Annotated in this window: 15 protein-coding genes and 1 pseudogene; 10 read left to right on the top strand and 6 right to left on the bottom strand. The window is 59.7% G+C overall.

Going from position 1 to position 10,860, the window contains the following annotated elements; all coding sequences use genetic code 11:
• The coding region (locus tag DBO86_RS10145; RefSeq protein ID WP_108233606.1) for an IS5 family transposase at positions 1–525 on the top strand (525 nt) is incomplete at its 5' end.
• Between the two features lie 148 nt (positions 526–673).
• Here the strand turns inward: DBO86_RS10145 and DBO86_RS10140 are convergent.
• A pseudogene (locus DBO86_RS10140) lies at positions 674–1,398 on the bottom strand (IS3 family transposase); the annotation flags it as partial.
• Positions 1,399–1,659: 261 nt separating this feature from the next.
• Between DBO86_RS10140 and tnpA (DBO86_RS10135) the strand changes: the two are divergent.
• The 3 genes from tnpA (DBO86_RS10135) (at position 1,660) to tnpC (DBO86_RS10125) (ending at position 3,902) form a co-directional block, all read left to right on the top strand.
• Entirely contained in the window at positions 1,660–1,995 is a 336-nt protein-coding gene (gene tnpA, locus DBO86_RS10135) for an IS66-like element accessory protein TnpA (protein WP_031303426.1), read from the top strand.
• Complete coding sequence (gene tnpB / locus DBO86_RS10130) at positions 1,992–2,327, top strand: IS66 family insertion sequence element accessory protein TnpB (protein ID WP_003241496.1); 336 nt, start codon at positions 1,992–1,994, stop codon at positions 2,325–2,327. Before tnpA (DBO86_RS10135) ends, tnpB (DBO86_RS10130) begins: the two co-directional genes overlap by 4 nt.
• A gap of 63 nt (positions 2,328–2,390) precedes the next feature.
• Entirely contained in the window at positions 2,391–3,902 is a 1,512-nt protein-coding gene (tnpC, locus tag DBO86_RS10125; protein WP_021444953.1) for an IS66 family transposase, read from the top strand.
• Positions 3,903–3,963: 61 nt separating this feature from the next.
• Here tnpC (DBO86_RS10125) and DBO86_RS10120 read toward each other — a convergent pair whose 3' ends face one another.
• The gene (locus DBO86_RS10120) at positions 3,964–5,109 is read right to left on the bottom strand and encodes a tyrosine-type recombinase/integrase (RefSeq protein WP_108233605.1); all 1,146 of its coding nucleotides are present in this window, start codon (positions 5,107–5,109) and stop codon (positions 3,964–3,966) included.
• Between the two features lie 87 nt (positions 5,110–5,196).
• On the opposite strand from DBO86_RS10120, the gene DBO86_RS10115 reads away from it, so the two are divergent.
• Complete coding sequence (locus DBO86_RS10115) at positions 5,197–6,087, top strand: DNA-binding protein (protein WP_045633737.1); 891 nt, start codon at positions 5,197–5,199, stop codon at positions 6,085–6,087.
• A 43-nt stretch (positions 6,088–6,130) separates the two neighbouring features.
• Here DBO86_RS10115 and DBO86_RS10110 read toward each other — a convergent pair whose 3' ends face one another.
• Positions 6,131–6,346 carry a hypothetical protein gene (locus DBO86_RS10110; RefSeq protein ID WP_088137686.1) on the bottom strand — a complete coding sequence of 72 codons (216 nt, stop codon included), beginning with the start codon at positions 6,344–6,346 and terminating at the stop codon, positions 6,131–6,133.
• A gap of 74 nt (positions 6,347–6,420) precedes the next feature.
• Positions 6,421–6,846 (bottom strand): hypothetical protein, encoded by a 426-nt coding sequence (locus tag DBO86_RS10105; RefSeq protein ID WP_208630408.1) that lies wholly within the window; start codon positions 6,844–6,846, stop codon positions 6,421–6,423.
• A gap of 119 nt (positions 6,847–6,965) precedes the next feature.
• Between DBO86_RS10105 and DBO86_RS10100 the strand changes: the two genes are divergently transcribed.
• Positions 6,966–7,256 carry a helix-turn-helix domain-containing protein gene (locus tag DBO86_RS10100; protein ID WP_045633734.1) on the top strand — a complete coding sequence of 97 codons (291 nt, stop codon included), beginning with the start codon at positions 6,966–6,968 and terminating at the stop codon, positions 7,254–7,256.
• 153 nt (positions 7,257–7,409) lie between these two features.
• On the opposite strand, the gene DBO86_RS26575 is transcribed toward DBO86_RS10100, so the two are convergent.
• Both DBO86_RS26575 and DBO86_RS26000 read right to left on the bottom strand, forming a co-directional pair.
• On the bottom strand, positions 7,410–8,021 hold the full coding sequence (locus DBO86_RS26575; RefSeq protein WP_088137684.1) for a DUF6088 family protein: 612 nt from the start codon (positions 8,019–8,021) through the stop codon (positions 7,410–7,412).
• 27 nt (positions 8,022–8,048) lie between these two features.
• The gene (locus DBO86_RS26000; protein ID WP_167399113.1) at positions 8,049–8,207 is read right to left on the bottom strand and encodes a hypothetical protein; all 159 of its coding nucleotides are present in this window, start codon (positions 8,205–8,207) and stop codon (positions 8,049–8,051) included.
• 73 nt (positions 8,208–8,280) lie between these two features.
• On the opposite strand from DBO86_RS26000, the gene tnpA (DBO86_RS10090) reads away from it, so the two are divergent.
• From tnpA (DBO86_RS10090) to DBO86_RS10075, 4 genes are read left to right on the top strand one after another with little or no spacing between them, the layout of a single operon-like run.
• A complete protein-coding gene (gene tnpA / locus DBO86_RS10090; protein WP_004423344.1) occupies positions 8,281–8,571 on the top strand; it encodes an IS66 family insertion sequence element accessory protein TnpA in 291 nt (96 codons plus the stop codon).
• On the top strand, positions 8,568–8,912 hold the full coding sequence (gene tnpB, locus DBO86_RS10085; RefSeq protein WP_004423345.1) for an IS66 family insertion sequence element accessory protein TnpB: 345 nt from the start codon (positions 8,568–8,570) through the stop codon (positions 8,910–8,912). The genes tnpA (DBO86_RS10090) and tnpB (DBO86_RS10085) overlap by 4 nt, the downstream gene beginning before the upstream one ends.
• 28 nt (positions 8,913–8,940) lie before the next feature.
• Positions 8,941–10,572, top strand: a complete 1,632-nt coding sequence (tnpC, locus tag DBO86_RS10080) for an IS66 family transposase (RefSeq protein WP_004423346.1) — start codon at positions 8,941–8,943, stop codon at positions 10,570–10,572.
• A complete protein-coding gene (locus tag DBO86_RS10075; protein ID WP_003458515.1) occupies positions 10,562–10,831 on the top strand; it encodes a hypothetical protein in 270 nt (89 codons plus the stop codon). Before tnpC (DBO86_RS10080) ends, DBO86_RS10075 begins: the two co-directional genes overlap by 11 nt.
• Positions 10,832–10,860 lie beyond the last annotated feature (29 nt).

Raw genomic sequence — 10,860 nt, 5'->3', positions numbered from 1 at the left:
AAGAACCGGGACAAGGCGCGCGATCCCGACATGCACCAGACGAAGAAAGGCAACCAGTGGTACTTCGGCATGAAGGCGCATATCGGCGTCGATGCCGATTCGGGCTTTGTGCATACCGTGCTGGCGACGTCGGCGAACGTAGCTGACGTGACCGAGGCTCATGCGCTGCTGCATGGCGAGGAAACCATTGCCTTTGGTGATGCCGGATACCAGGGCGTAGAGAAACGCGAGGAAGGCCGGGGCTCAGATGTCGATTGGCAGGTGGCCATGAAACGGGGCAAGCGCAAGGCGCTGCCGGACGACGAGTATGGTCGAGCACTGGATACGTTTGAACAGGCCAAGGCCAGCCTTCGGGCCAAGGTTGAGCATCCTTTTCATGTGATCAAGAACCTGTTCAAACATCGCAAGACCCGCTATCGCGGATTGCCGAAGAACGCAGCGCAGTTGTTCTCGCTGTTTGGTCTGGCGAACTTGATGCTGGCACGCAGGCGCTTGCTGACCTGCGACGCTCAAGGTGCGTCCTGATGTTTGCAAACAGGGCGGGCAACGCGGCCCACGCCGCGAAAAACGAGTCTTTATCGTGATGTTTCTGCTGGCATCTCGCAGGCCTGCTCAAATTTTCAGCGTGCCTCTGCCTCATCGGCGGACGCAGTCGAATAAATCAGCACGTCCCTAGGTAATGCCAGCGGCCCTGCGCCCAGACGTAGGTAATGTCGCCACACCACACTTGGTTCGGGAGCCCGACATCGAACTCACGGTTCAGCAGGTTCGGGATGTCGGGCCGCTCAACCGTGACCTGTTTGTAGGCATGAGAGCCCGGTTGCTTGCTGACGAGGCCCAGCTCACGCATCAGGCTACGCACCTTAAAACGACCGATCATCACGCCGCCCTCGCGCATCATGCCCATGATGCTGCGGCTGCCCGCAGCCCCGCGGCTTTCACTGAAAAACTGGTTAACCTGACTGCGGAGAGTTACACGACGAGCATCAACTCGATGACGCCGAGCGCGGTAGTCGTAGAAGCACGAACGCGGCACATCGAACGCTGAACAGACCATTTCCACGGGCTCCTGCTCACTCAACTGGTCTATCAGCGCGTACGTTCGAGTTCGTCCGCCATCAAGAGAGCAGTAGCCTTTTTTAGGATCGCTTTCTCCCGCTCCAGCCGGTTGATCCTGGCTTCCAACTCCTGGATCTTCTGCTGCTCGGGAGTCAGCGCCTTGCCCTGCGGCGTGATGCCACTGCGCTCATCCTGAAGCTGTTTGATCCATCGACGCAGTGCCGACTCCACCACCCCCAAGGACTGGCAGGCCTCCACCACGGTATACCCCTGATCCAGAACCAGAGTTGCGGCTTCGCGCTTGAACTCGGTTGAGAATGTACGTCGCTGTCTACTCATCGAACACCTCTCTAATGGCGATGATTTTCGCCTAAATCGGTGTCCGGGATCAGTAGACCACTACAGTCCGGGATCAGTAGACCACTACATTCAGACCTTCCTTAGGAGGGGGCGAAAGGACTCTAGTGGGGCCGTAGTGGTCTCAATGCAGGAATTAGGTAAGCGTCTGGCCAACACACCTCCCTGATCCCTCCAGCTAGCGGCATGGTGTCCACCTGTTTTTGGTGGACACCATTTCAAGCCCCTTGCGGAGGATCTCCCGTGCTAGGCCAACGCCGCTCCTATCCCAAATCCTTCAAGGCCCAGGTCGTCGATGAGTGTTCCCAGCCCGGCGCCTCGGTTGCCGGCGTGGCGTTGAGCCACGGCCTCAACGCCAATCTCGTGCACAAGTGGATTGGTCGCCAGCAGGCACAGCTGTCCGCTTCACCCTCCAGTTTTATTCCGATTCCTCTCGTTCCGAGCCTGCCGACTACCCCGAGTGCGGCAGAAATGGCCATCCAGATCGCCATTCCCCATCGGGCCGGCAAGCTGTCGGTGCAGTGGCCGGGCAACGACCCTGAAGGCTGCGCCCGCTTCTTGCGCGAGCTGCTGAAGTGATCCGCATCGAGCGCATCTGGCTTGCCACCGAGCCGCTGGACATGCGCGCCGGCACCGAAACAGCGTTGGCCCGAGTGGTGCAGGTATTCGGTGCGGCGCAGCCGCACTGTGCCTACCTGTTCACCAACAAGCGCGCCAACCGGATGAAGGTGTTGGTGCACGATGGTTTCGGCATCTGGCTGGCCGCTCGCAGGCTCAATCGAGGGCGCTTCGTCTGGTCGGGCAACTGGCAGGGACAGCAGTTGGAACTCAGCCCCGAGCAGTTGCAGGCCCTGGTGGTCGGCCTGCCCTGGCAGCGTCTTGGGCCTGATGCCGAGATCAGGCTCCTGTAGCCGAGGTGCAATTAGGCCAATGGCCTATCGCCGAGGGGGCCAGAAATCCTCACACTCGGCGCCATGAATCCTGCAGCTTTCGATCATCTGACGCCCGAGCAACTGCGCCAACTGGCTGCGCAGCTGAGCCAGCGCGTCGATCACCTGGAAACGCTCAACCAGCGGTTGAATCACGAACTCGCCGTGCTGCGGCGCCACCGCTTCGCCCGCCGCAGCGAGCAGCTCAATGCCGAGCAGCTCAACCTGCTCGACGAGATGATCGATGCCGACATCGCCGCCATCGAGGCAGCGCTTGAGGCGGCCCGACCAGAGCCCGCCAAGCGCGAGCTACGGCAGCAGCCCAAGCGAGCGCCGCTGCCGGCCGAACTGCCGCGCACGCTGATCCTTCACGAGCCGGACAGCACCCAGTGTGCCTGTGGTTGCCAGCTCAAGCGCATCGGCGAAGACGTCAGCGAGAAACTCGACTACATCCCGGGCACCTTCACCGTCGAGCGGCATATCCGTGGCAAGTGGGTCTGCGCCGCGTGTGAAACGTTGATCCAGGCCCCAGTGCCTGCGCAGGTGATCGACAAGGGCATCCCGACTGCGGGGTTACTGGCTCAGGTCATGGTGGCCAAGTTCGCCGATCACCTGCCGCTGTACCGCCAGGAAAAGATCTTCGCCCGCGCCGGGCTGGCCATCGCGCGTTCCACGCTGGCGCAATGGGTAGGCGCTTGCGGCGTCCAGCTGCAACCCCTGGTCGATGCCCTGCGCGACTGCCTGCTCCAGCAGGACGTCATCCTCGCCGACGAAACCCCGGTGCAGATGCTCGCCCCGGGCACAAAGAAGACCCAGCGGGCTTACGTCTGGGCCTATGCACCCAGCCCCTTCGCCGACCTCAAGGCCGTGGTCTACGACTTCAGGCCGAGCCGGGCCGGCGAGCACGCGCGCAGCTTCCTGGGCGACTGGCAAGGCCAGCTGGTCTGCGACGACTTCGCCGGCTACAAGGCCAGCTTCGAGCAAGGCGTGACCGAGATCGGCTGCATGGCCCATGCCCGGCGCAAGTTCTTCGACCTGCATGCCGCCAACCAAAGCCAACTGGCCGAGCAGGCCCTCCAGTACATCGGTCAGCTGTACGAGGTGGAGCGCGAAGGGCGAGAGCTGCTCACCGAACAGCGACGGCAACTACGCCAGGGCAAAGCCAGGCCGATCATCGATGGCCTGCATAGCTGGATGCTTGGGCAGCGGCAGAAGGTGCCGGAAGGCAGCGCGATCGCCAAGGCACTCGACTACAGCCTCAAGCGCTGGGCAGCACTGGTGCGCTACCTGGATGACGGCAACCTGCCCATCGACAATAACTGGATCGAGAACCAGATCCGCCCCTGGGCCCTGGGGCGCTCCAACTGGCTGTTTGCCGGCTCGCTACGCAGTGGCCAGCGTGGCGCGGCCTTAATGACGCTGATCCAGTCAGCCCGCCTGAACGGACACGATCCGTACGCCTACCTGAAGGACGTGCTCACACGCCTGCCGACGCAGAAGGCCAGCGCCCTGGCCGAGCTGCTGCCGCATAACTGGGTACCCGCCGGCAAGGTGTGATGCCCGTTCGCGTACGGAATTAGAGTAGGGAGTTCGGTAGGGGCCTCTCAGTCGCCGAGGTTTATTCATCATTCCTATCTAGTTGCGATCCGTTCACGTTGTCGCGAGACAGGTTTTGTTGATCGCGGTCATCTGTCTGTCGTGTTAGTAGGCAGGTAGCGCGGCTACTCAGCAATGTTCCGGCCTGGAAGTAACCCATCACCGTTGGGATCGAGCGGTGCTCGGTCATCGCCATCACTTCGCCGAGCGGAACGCCCTGGCGTCCAGCTTCGGTAACAAAGCCAGAGCGTAGGCTATGCGCGGCCCAGTCGCCGTCTAACCCGGCCAACTGCGCGCGGCGCTGCACAATCCTCGCCACCTGGTCACCCGACAAACCCGCGGCTCCGACGCGGCCCCCCCGATAAACCCGCCGAAACAGTGGACCGGTGCTGGCCGGCGCCGCCGCCAGCCAGGCCGCGAGTGCCTGTGCCGCGGGCCCGCGCAACGGTTTTTCCCGGCGCACGCCCCCGGTCTCGGTCTTAGTGATGCCCAGGGCGTAGAGCCAGGTGTCGGCATCCAACTGGCGGACATCGCCCACTTGCAGCCCGACCACCTCCGAGCGCCGGCGTCCGCCACCGCTCCAAGCCAAGAGGAGGAGCGCGCGGTCGCGCATGCCGCGCATGCCATCGCTACAGGTGGCGAGCATCGCCTCCAGCGGTTCGCGCACTGCCGCGGACTTCTTGCGCACGCTGACACCCTGGCGGGTCTGGGCCTTACGCGCCTCGCGCAGCAGCGTCTTCACCGTGGTTGCCTCGGTCGGGCTCGGCCAGTCCTTCAGGGTATGCCACTTGGCGAGCACCGCTAGGCGATGGCGTACCGTGTTGTAACTCAGGGCGCCGAGTTTGGCCTTGACCCCGACGTCGACCAGCGCGGCATCCAACGCCGGAGGTAGCAGGTACTGCCAGCCGCCCGCCTCGGGGCGTGCCAGGTGATCGAGGATGAACTGCGCCACCACCGTGTCCGCCAGCGGCCCCGCCTCCAAGGTATGACCGTAGCGCAATTGCAGCCAGGCGGCCCAGTAGGCGAGGGCGCTGCGGTAGCTGCGCACAGTGTTGGCGGCGGTGCCGGCGGCGACGAAGGCGGCCGCGGCGGCGCGGGCTTCGGCATCAAGGCGATCGATGGCCAGCAGGCTGCTGTTGCTGCAATGGAGTAGTGGCGTATTATTCATTACGTTCAACGTATTCTAATTATGGTTTTTGGTAGATAATGTCGGATAACATTTGTTTATCAGACCTAATATAGCGAGGAGCTGGCGATGGCGATAGGCGTACCGGAAACCGAAGTATTCGCGGCGGCGGATGCGGTGCTGGAGCGGGGCGAGCGGCCGACGGTGGAGCGGGTGCGCCAGGAACTGGGACGCGGCAGCCCGGCGCGGGTCGGCGCCTTGCTAGACCAGTGGTGGGAACGCCTAGCTCAGCGCCTGCGTGGCGAAACACGCTTACCGGCGCTTCCGACGGAGATCTCGCAGGCCTTTGTCGCGGTCTGGCAGCAGGCCATGCTCTTGGCGGAGGGTGTTGCCGAGCAGGCGCTGGCCGAACGCCGCGCCGTGATAGAAGCCGAGCGGCTACAAGCTGCCACAGTCGAGGATGAGGCGCGACAATTGATAGCTAAGGCCCGGCAGCAGGTAGCTGCTGCACAAGCAGCCCAGCATACTGCCGAGACTCGTCTAGCCGACTTGGAGCTGCTGCTGGTACAGCACCAGACACAACTGGCGGACCAAAAAAGCCGCTGCACGGAGCTTGCCGAGGAGCGCAGAGTAGCGTTGCAGGAGGTGACCGTGCTGCGCCAGGAGTTGCAGGTCGCACAGCAGCAGCTGATCCAAGAGCGTGATGCCGCAACGACCTACTTACGCGGTATCGAAGATCGTGCCCACCGCGAGGTCGATCGAGCTCGTGAGGAAAGTAGGGTAACCGCCGCTCGACTCAAGACCGTGACAAGGCAACACGGCCAGTTGCGCCAGCGGCTAGACACAGTGTTGTCTCAACTTCTCGAGGCACAACAGGTCGCTGCCGCTGAGAAGGCACGGGCCAGCACACTAGAGCAGCAGCTGGTGAAACCTCCCCGAGCCAGGCGCGCAAAGGCTAAACCGACCAAGTCGAAGTCCAACACGGCTGCTCAAGCCGAGACTTGCGGCTCCGGGCGTTAGTACTGGCTCCTCTAGGACCCTGATTCGCCTGGTGGCTATGCTTTCACCTTGTCGCGGAGTCCATGTGCTCAACCAATTCGTCAATTCGGTCTGGAACGCGGGGAGTCTTGCTCAGCACAATACAGCGGTGAGTGCCGACATACTCTTCAATGAGATAGAGGCTATCGCCGACCTCAACTCCCATTACTTGGAGAATTTCGTCCGAAATCGGGATGGCGCCATCGCCGTCCCAGTCTTGAATCACTACCTGAGTTGCAATCATCTTTCGATACCTCCGAGGTAGAGCAGACGCCCCTACAATGATGGGCCACCTCTGTCGTTGCGAAACACCCTCTAAGCGTTGATGTCACTCCGCCGGAGATGCATCTCGGCCGAAAAAATAACGTCGGTGACGATCAGTGCCTCTAGGTTCCTCCGGTGATGCATTGAGTAGCTGACGCCATTGGCGACTTTATAGAGGTAGCCCGGGTCTCCGGAGGGCCCATCTCGGACCACGCAAACTTCTTTCAGCGGTTCCATCAGCCACCTTGAGTGGCCGTTGACGTGTGCCGGTGTGACCAGCTGCACTTCCTCCGCCCAGGCCAGGTTCGACTGGTCGTCAATGATCTTTTTTAGATCATGGGCGTGATTAACCATCAGCATGCTTCGATAGGCCTGACGGCCGTGGCGTCGAACGATTTGCAGGTAGAACCAAGGCCAGCTGATTTCCTGCTCAACATAGCTCCACAGCTGGGTGGTGGTGCCCTCTGCGGTATCCAAGTGGATCTCCGCACTCCGATAGGTTGTGAACATAGCCCTTCACCTGAAAATGAATCCTATAGATTGTAGCCCTATAGTGTTCGTAAAGGCTTTATCGATCCTTTTTCAGGATCGGCAAAATGGAGCTGAGCACAGCATTCGGACTGGTACTTAAAAGGTTGCGCAAGCAGCAGGGCCTTACCCAAGAAGACTTTTCTAGCGTCAGTAGCCGAACCTACCTGAGCAGTCTAGAGCGCGGCATTAAGGGGCCGACCATCGATAAGGTCGAGCAACTCGCCAGTGTGCTGGATGTCCACCCGGCAACCATCCTGGCCGCCGCCTATCTGATCAAAGAAAGCGGAGTAGCGCGACGTGACCTTGTTCTGCGAATTGAGGCAGAGCTCAAGCGCTTCGAGAATAAGAATCATTAATAATACAACTGTGGCCGATCGGGCACTCGATAGGATTTGAAAATTGAGCGAAATCCCTGAACCCGACGGCACCCTTTCGAATATTACTTGTGAGGTCTACTGGCAGAGTGCTCGGGTGGAGGGTTTTGTCCGCAGCACGGTGTTCCTGGGGCGCTAGCCCTGGCGGTCATTAAGCTCCAACGCTCTTCGCATCCACCGAGGCATTTTGCAGGTCATCAGGGTGATTTGGTCTGCAGGTTTGAGTGCGTTTTGGATGGCTGTAATGCATCCTGCAGTTGTACCCTCTTTGCCTAGATAAAAAAGGGCACTGATTGCTGTCCCAACTTCGGTTCCGGCATGCTGCATAACGAATGGCGGGGCATGTATCAGGCGGACCTCACCTTTCCCGAACTGGTATGATCGGCTTGGCCCACTGGTGTAGTAAATCGGGACCAATGGCATCTGGGTGCTGAGACCAAACATTCGTACAGCATTGGCGCCGTGAATTTGGAGGGTTTGACGGTTCTGCCTAGCAATCAACTTCACAATTTCCCAAGCACTAGGCCGGTACCGCGTCACATACAGACTAGGTTTGGGGCGCATGTAGATGCCTCGATGTAGCCTCTCTAGTTCGCCTCTGTTGATCAGCAGTGCTATTGCCTTGTAAACGGCATTGCGTGTTCCAATTTCCGCAAAGCGCCTGATTGAGAACGGCTGTCCTTTCGGTAGACGCTTGACCCACTGAGCAATTCGGATAGATGTCGATTGAGATTTATTACTCGGCATTGCGGTTTCCACGTGTAGCGTGTGACCTTATTGCAACTGCAACCTCCAGCGGTTGAGGCCGAGTAGCGATTCGTCCATTTTCCAGCCTATCGCAATACTTGCGAAGCAAGCCAGGGTAAAAGATGAAAGAGAGTGGATGGCGACAACCTCGACCACCAGCTCACCATTTGCGATGTAAGCGTTCATTCCAAGACATCCTGCCATCCCGCTGACTTCCGCCCTAGAGTGACCTCGCATTCAACAACGCGAGGTTATTTCCATGAGAAAACACCGCACCGCAGAACAGTGGCAAGTCCTAATCGGTCAGCAGCGTGACAGCGGCCTGTCGGCCACGCAGTTCTGCAAGGAGCACAAACTCGGTTATGCCAGCTTCTGTAGTTGGCGCAAGCGCCTGTTGAGTCAGCCGGTCGGTGAGGCTGCGGATTCTGGTTATGCCAGCTTCCTGGATCTGTCATCGCTGATGGATGACTCGGCCTCTCCCGGAAGCGGCTGGAATATCGTGCTGAGCCTGGGTAATGGTGTTGAGCTAAGGCTGAGCCAGATCAGATGATCGGTCTGGATAGCCAGGCCCGGATCTGGCTGTGCACCGAGCCCACGGATATGCGTAAATCCTTCCGGGGGCTGAGCGCTCTGGTCCGCAATCAACTCAAGCAAGATCCGCTCAGCGGGCAGTATTTTGTCTTCGTTAACCGTCGCAAGACCCAAATGAAGATGTTGTATTTCACGCCCACGGGCTACTGCCTGTGGGCCAAGCGACTGGAGCAGGGGCAGTTCCGGGTACGGCCGTCTTCTTCGGGACAGCGCCCCTTAAACCTGACTGATCTCCAGTTGCTGATTGACGGTATCGAGGTGCAAAAGTACCGTCAGTTCAAGCGTTTTCGGGGCACGTAGCGGGTTGTGTTCCGGTATAATATCGGCCATGAATTCAATGGCTTCCGCGTCCTATTCCAACGCCCCTTCCTACTCGGTACTGGCCGAGGAGAATGCCCTGTTGCGTGAGCAGCTACAGGTCATGCAGCGGCAGTTGGACTGGTTCAAGAAGCAGCTGTTCGGCCCCAAGTCCGAGAAGCAGGTGTATGACCTCCCGGAGCAGGGCGGCCTGTTCCAATCGAATGATGCGGCTAGCCCGGAGAAGCCTCTCGATGCGGAGAAACGCCCGGTTCGGGCTTATCAGCGAGGCACCGGAAAGAAACAGCGGGACGACGACTGCCTGAACGATACGGGTCTGCGTTTTACAGCGGACGTGCCAGTGGAAGTTGTTGAACACCTGCCGCCGGAGCTAAGCGGCCCCGACGCCGACCAGTACGACATCCTTGGCACCAAAACGACCTATCGGCTGGCCCAGCGGACGTCCAGTTACGTGGTGTTGCAAGTGGAACGCCCCGTATTTCGGCGCAAGGGCAGCGACAAGCCCGTGACCACGCCGGCCCCGTCCAACGTACTGGACAACAGCCTGGCCGACGTCAGCTTGTTGGCGGGTCTGATGGTCGACAAGTTCCAGTTTCACCTACCGCTGTATCGCCAACACCAACGCATCCAGCAAGCGGGTATTACCCTCAGCCGCAGCACCCTCACCAATCTGATCAAGCGATCTATTGATCTGCTGCGGCCGATCGTGGATGCCCAGACCGACAATGTTCTGCGCAGCCGGGTGTTGGCGATGGATGAGACGCCGATTAAAGCTGGCCACCAGGGTCGGGCAGGCCCACAAAAAGGCAAGATGAAATCCGGCTGGTTCTGGCCGTTATACGGCGATGCCGATGAAGTGGTGTTCACTTACTCGAACAGTCGAGGCCGAGCCCATATCGAGCAGGTACTGAACGAACAGTTCAGCGGAACTCTGATCAGTGACGGCTATGCTGCTTATGCCCGCTATGCCGCCGCACAGCAGAACATCATCCACGCGCAGTGCTGGGTGCACAGTCGTCGTTACTTCATTGAGGCGCAGAAGGACCACCCGATAACTGCCACCGAAGCCCTTCAGCAGATTGCCAAGCTATACACCAACGAAGAAGAGATCCGCGTCCAGCAACTGACCGGCGAAAAGAAACGCCAGTACCGGCTGCTCCACTCAAAGCCGGTGGTCAGCGACTTCTTCCAATGGTGCCGGGATCAACTGGCACAGGGCGGTCTGCTGCCCAGTGATTTATTGACCAAAGCACTGAACTACGTGCTCAGCCGTGAAGCCAGCCTGACCGTCTTCCTGGAAGACCCAGACGTCCAGCCAGACACCAACCACCTGGAACGGGCCCTGCGCCCCATTCCCATGGGACGCAAGAACTGGCTGTTCTGCTGGACTGAACTCGGCGCGGAACACGTGGGCATCATCCAGAGCCTGATCACTACGTGCAAACTGCACGACATCAACCCGTACACCTATCTGGTGGACGTGCTGCAGCGCATCAGTCAGCACCCGGCCAGCAAGGTCGCTGACCTGACGCCTCGGCTCTGGAAGACCCGGTTCGCCGATAATCCGTTACGCTCGCTGATCGATCCGCGCCATTCTGATCGACAGACCGCACAGCCAAAGGGCACCCTCCATGCGCATTGAAGACATGAGCATCGATCAGCTATTGGAGCTGAACCGAATGATCTGCCGGCGCATTGATGAACTGCAAGATCAAGAAAACCTGCAGGCGCTGAGTCGGCTGCACGTGGGGCTGAAGGTGACCTTCGAAAGCCGAACTGGCTTGACTATGGGGATCGTCACCAAGATCAACCGCAAGAGCGTGATCGTCCTGGCCGAGAACGGCACGAAACAGTACAAGGTCTCACCGGAATTGCTAAGGCCCCTTCGGGACGTAAAGTAAGTCCAGTACGTCGTGGAATGAACGCTTAC

The organism is Ectopseudomonas oleovorans (assembly GCF_003052605.1).
GTDB lineage: Bacteria > Pseudomonadota > Gammaproteobacteria > Pseudomonadales > Pseudomonadaceae > Aquipseudomonas > Aquipseudomonas oleovorans_A.
The sequence above is the reverse complement of the archived record's forward strand: the minus strand, read 5'-3'. Positions and strand labels throughout refer to the sequence as shown.

What these genes read in the sequence shown, in the direction of transcription:
- DBO86_RS10120 (WP_108233605.1), bottom strand. Translation starts at nt 5,109, where the DNA reads ATGAATAATACGCCACTACTCCATTGCAGCAACAGCAGCCTGCTGGCC.
- DBO86_RS10075 (WP_003458515.1), top strand. Translation starts at nt 10,562, where the DNA reads ATGCGCATTGAAGACATGAGCATCGATCAGCTATTGGAGCTGAACCGA.
- tnpA (WP_004423344.1), top strand. Translation starts at nt 8,281, where the DNA reads ATGAGAAAACACCGCACCGCAGAACAGTGGCAAGTCCTAATCGGTCAG.
- DBO86_RS10100 (WP_045633734.1), top strand. Translation starts at nt 6,966, where the DNA reads ATGGAGCTGAGCACAGCATTCGGACTGGTACTTAAAAGGTTGCGCAAG.
- DBO86_RS26575 (WP_088137684.1), bottom strand. Translation starts at nt 8,021, where the DNA reads ATGCCGAGTAATAAATCTCAATCGACATCTATCCGAATTGCTCAGTGG.
- DBO86_RS26000 (WP_167399113.1), bottom strand. Translation starts at nt 8,207, where the DNA reads ATGAACGCTTACATCGCAAATGGTGAGCTGGTGGTCGAGGTTGTCGCC.
- tnpB (WP_004423345.1), top strand. Translation starts at nt 8,568, where the DNA reads ATGATCGGTCTGGATAGCCAGGCCCGGATCTGGCTGTGCACCGAGCCC.
- DBO86_RS10115 (WP_045633737.1), top strand. Translation starts at nt 5,197, where the DNA reads ATGGCGATAGGCGTACCGGAAACCGAAGTATTCGCGGCGGCGGATGCG.
- tnpC (WP_004423346.1), top strand. Translation starts at nt 8,941, where the DNA reads ATGAATTCAATGGCTTCCGCGTCCTATTCCAACGCCCCTTCCTACTCG.
- tnpC (WP_021444953.1), top strand. Translation starts at nt 2,391, where the DNA reads ATGAATCCTGCAGCTTTCGATCATCTGACGCCCGAGCAACTGCGCCAA.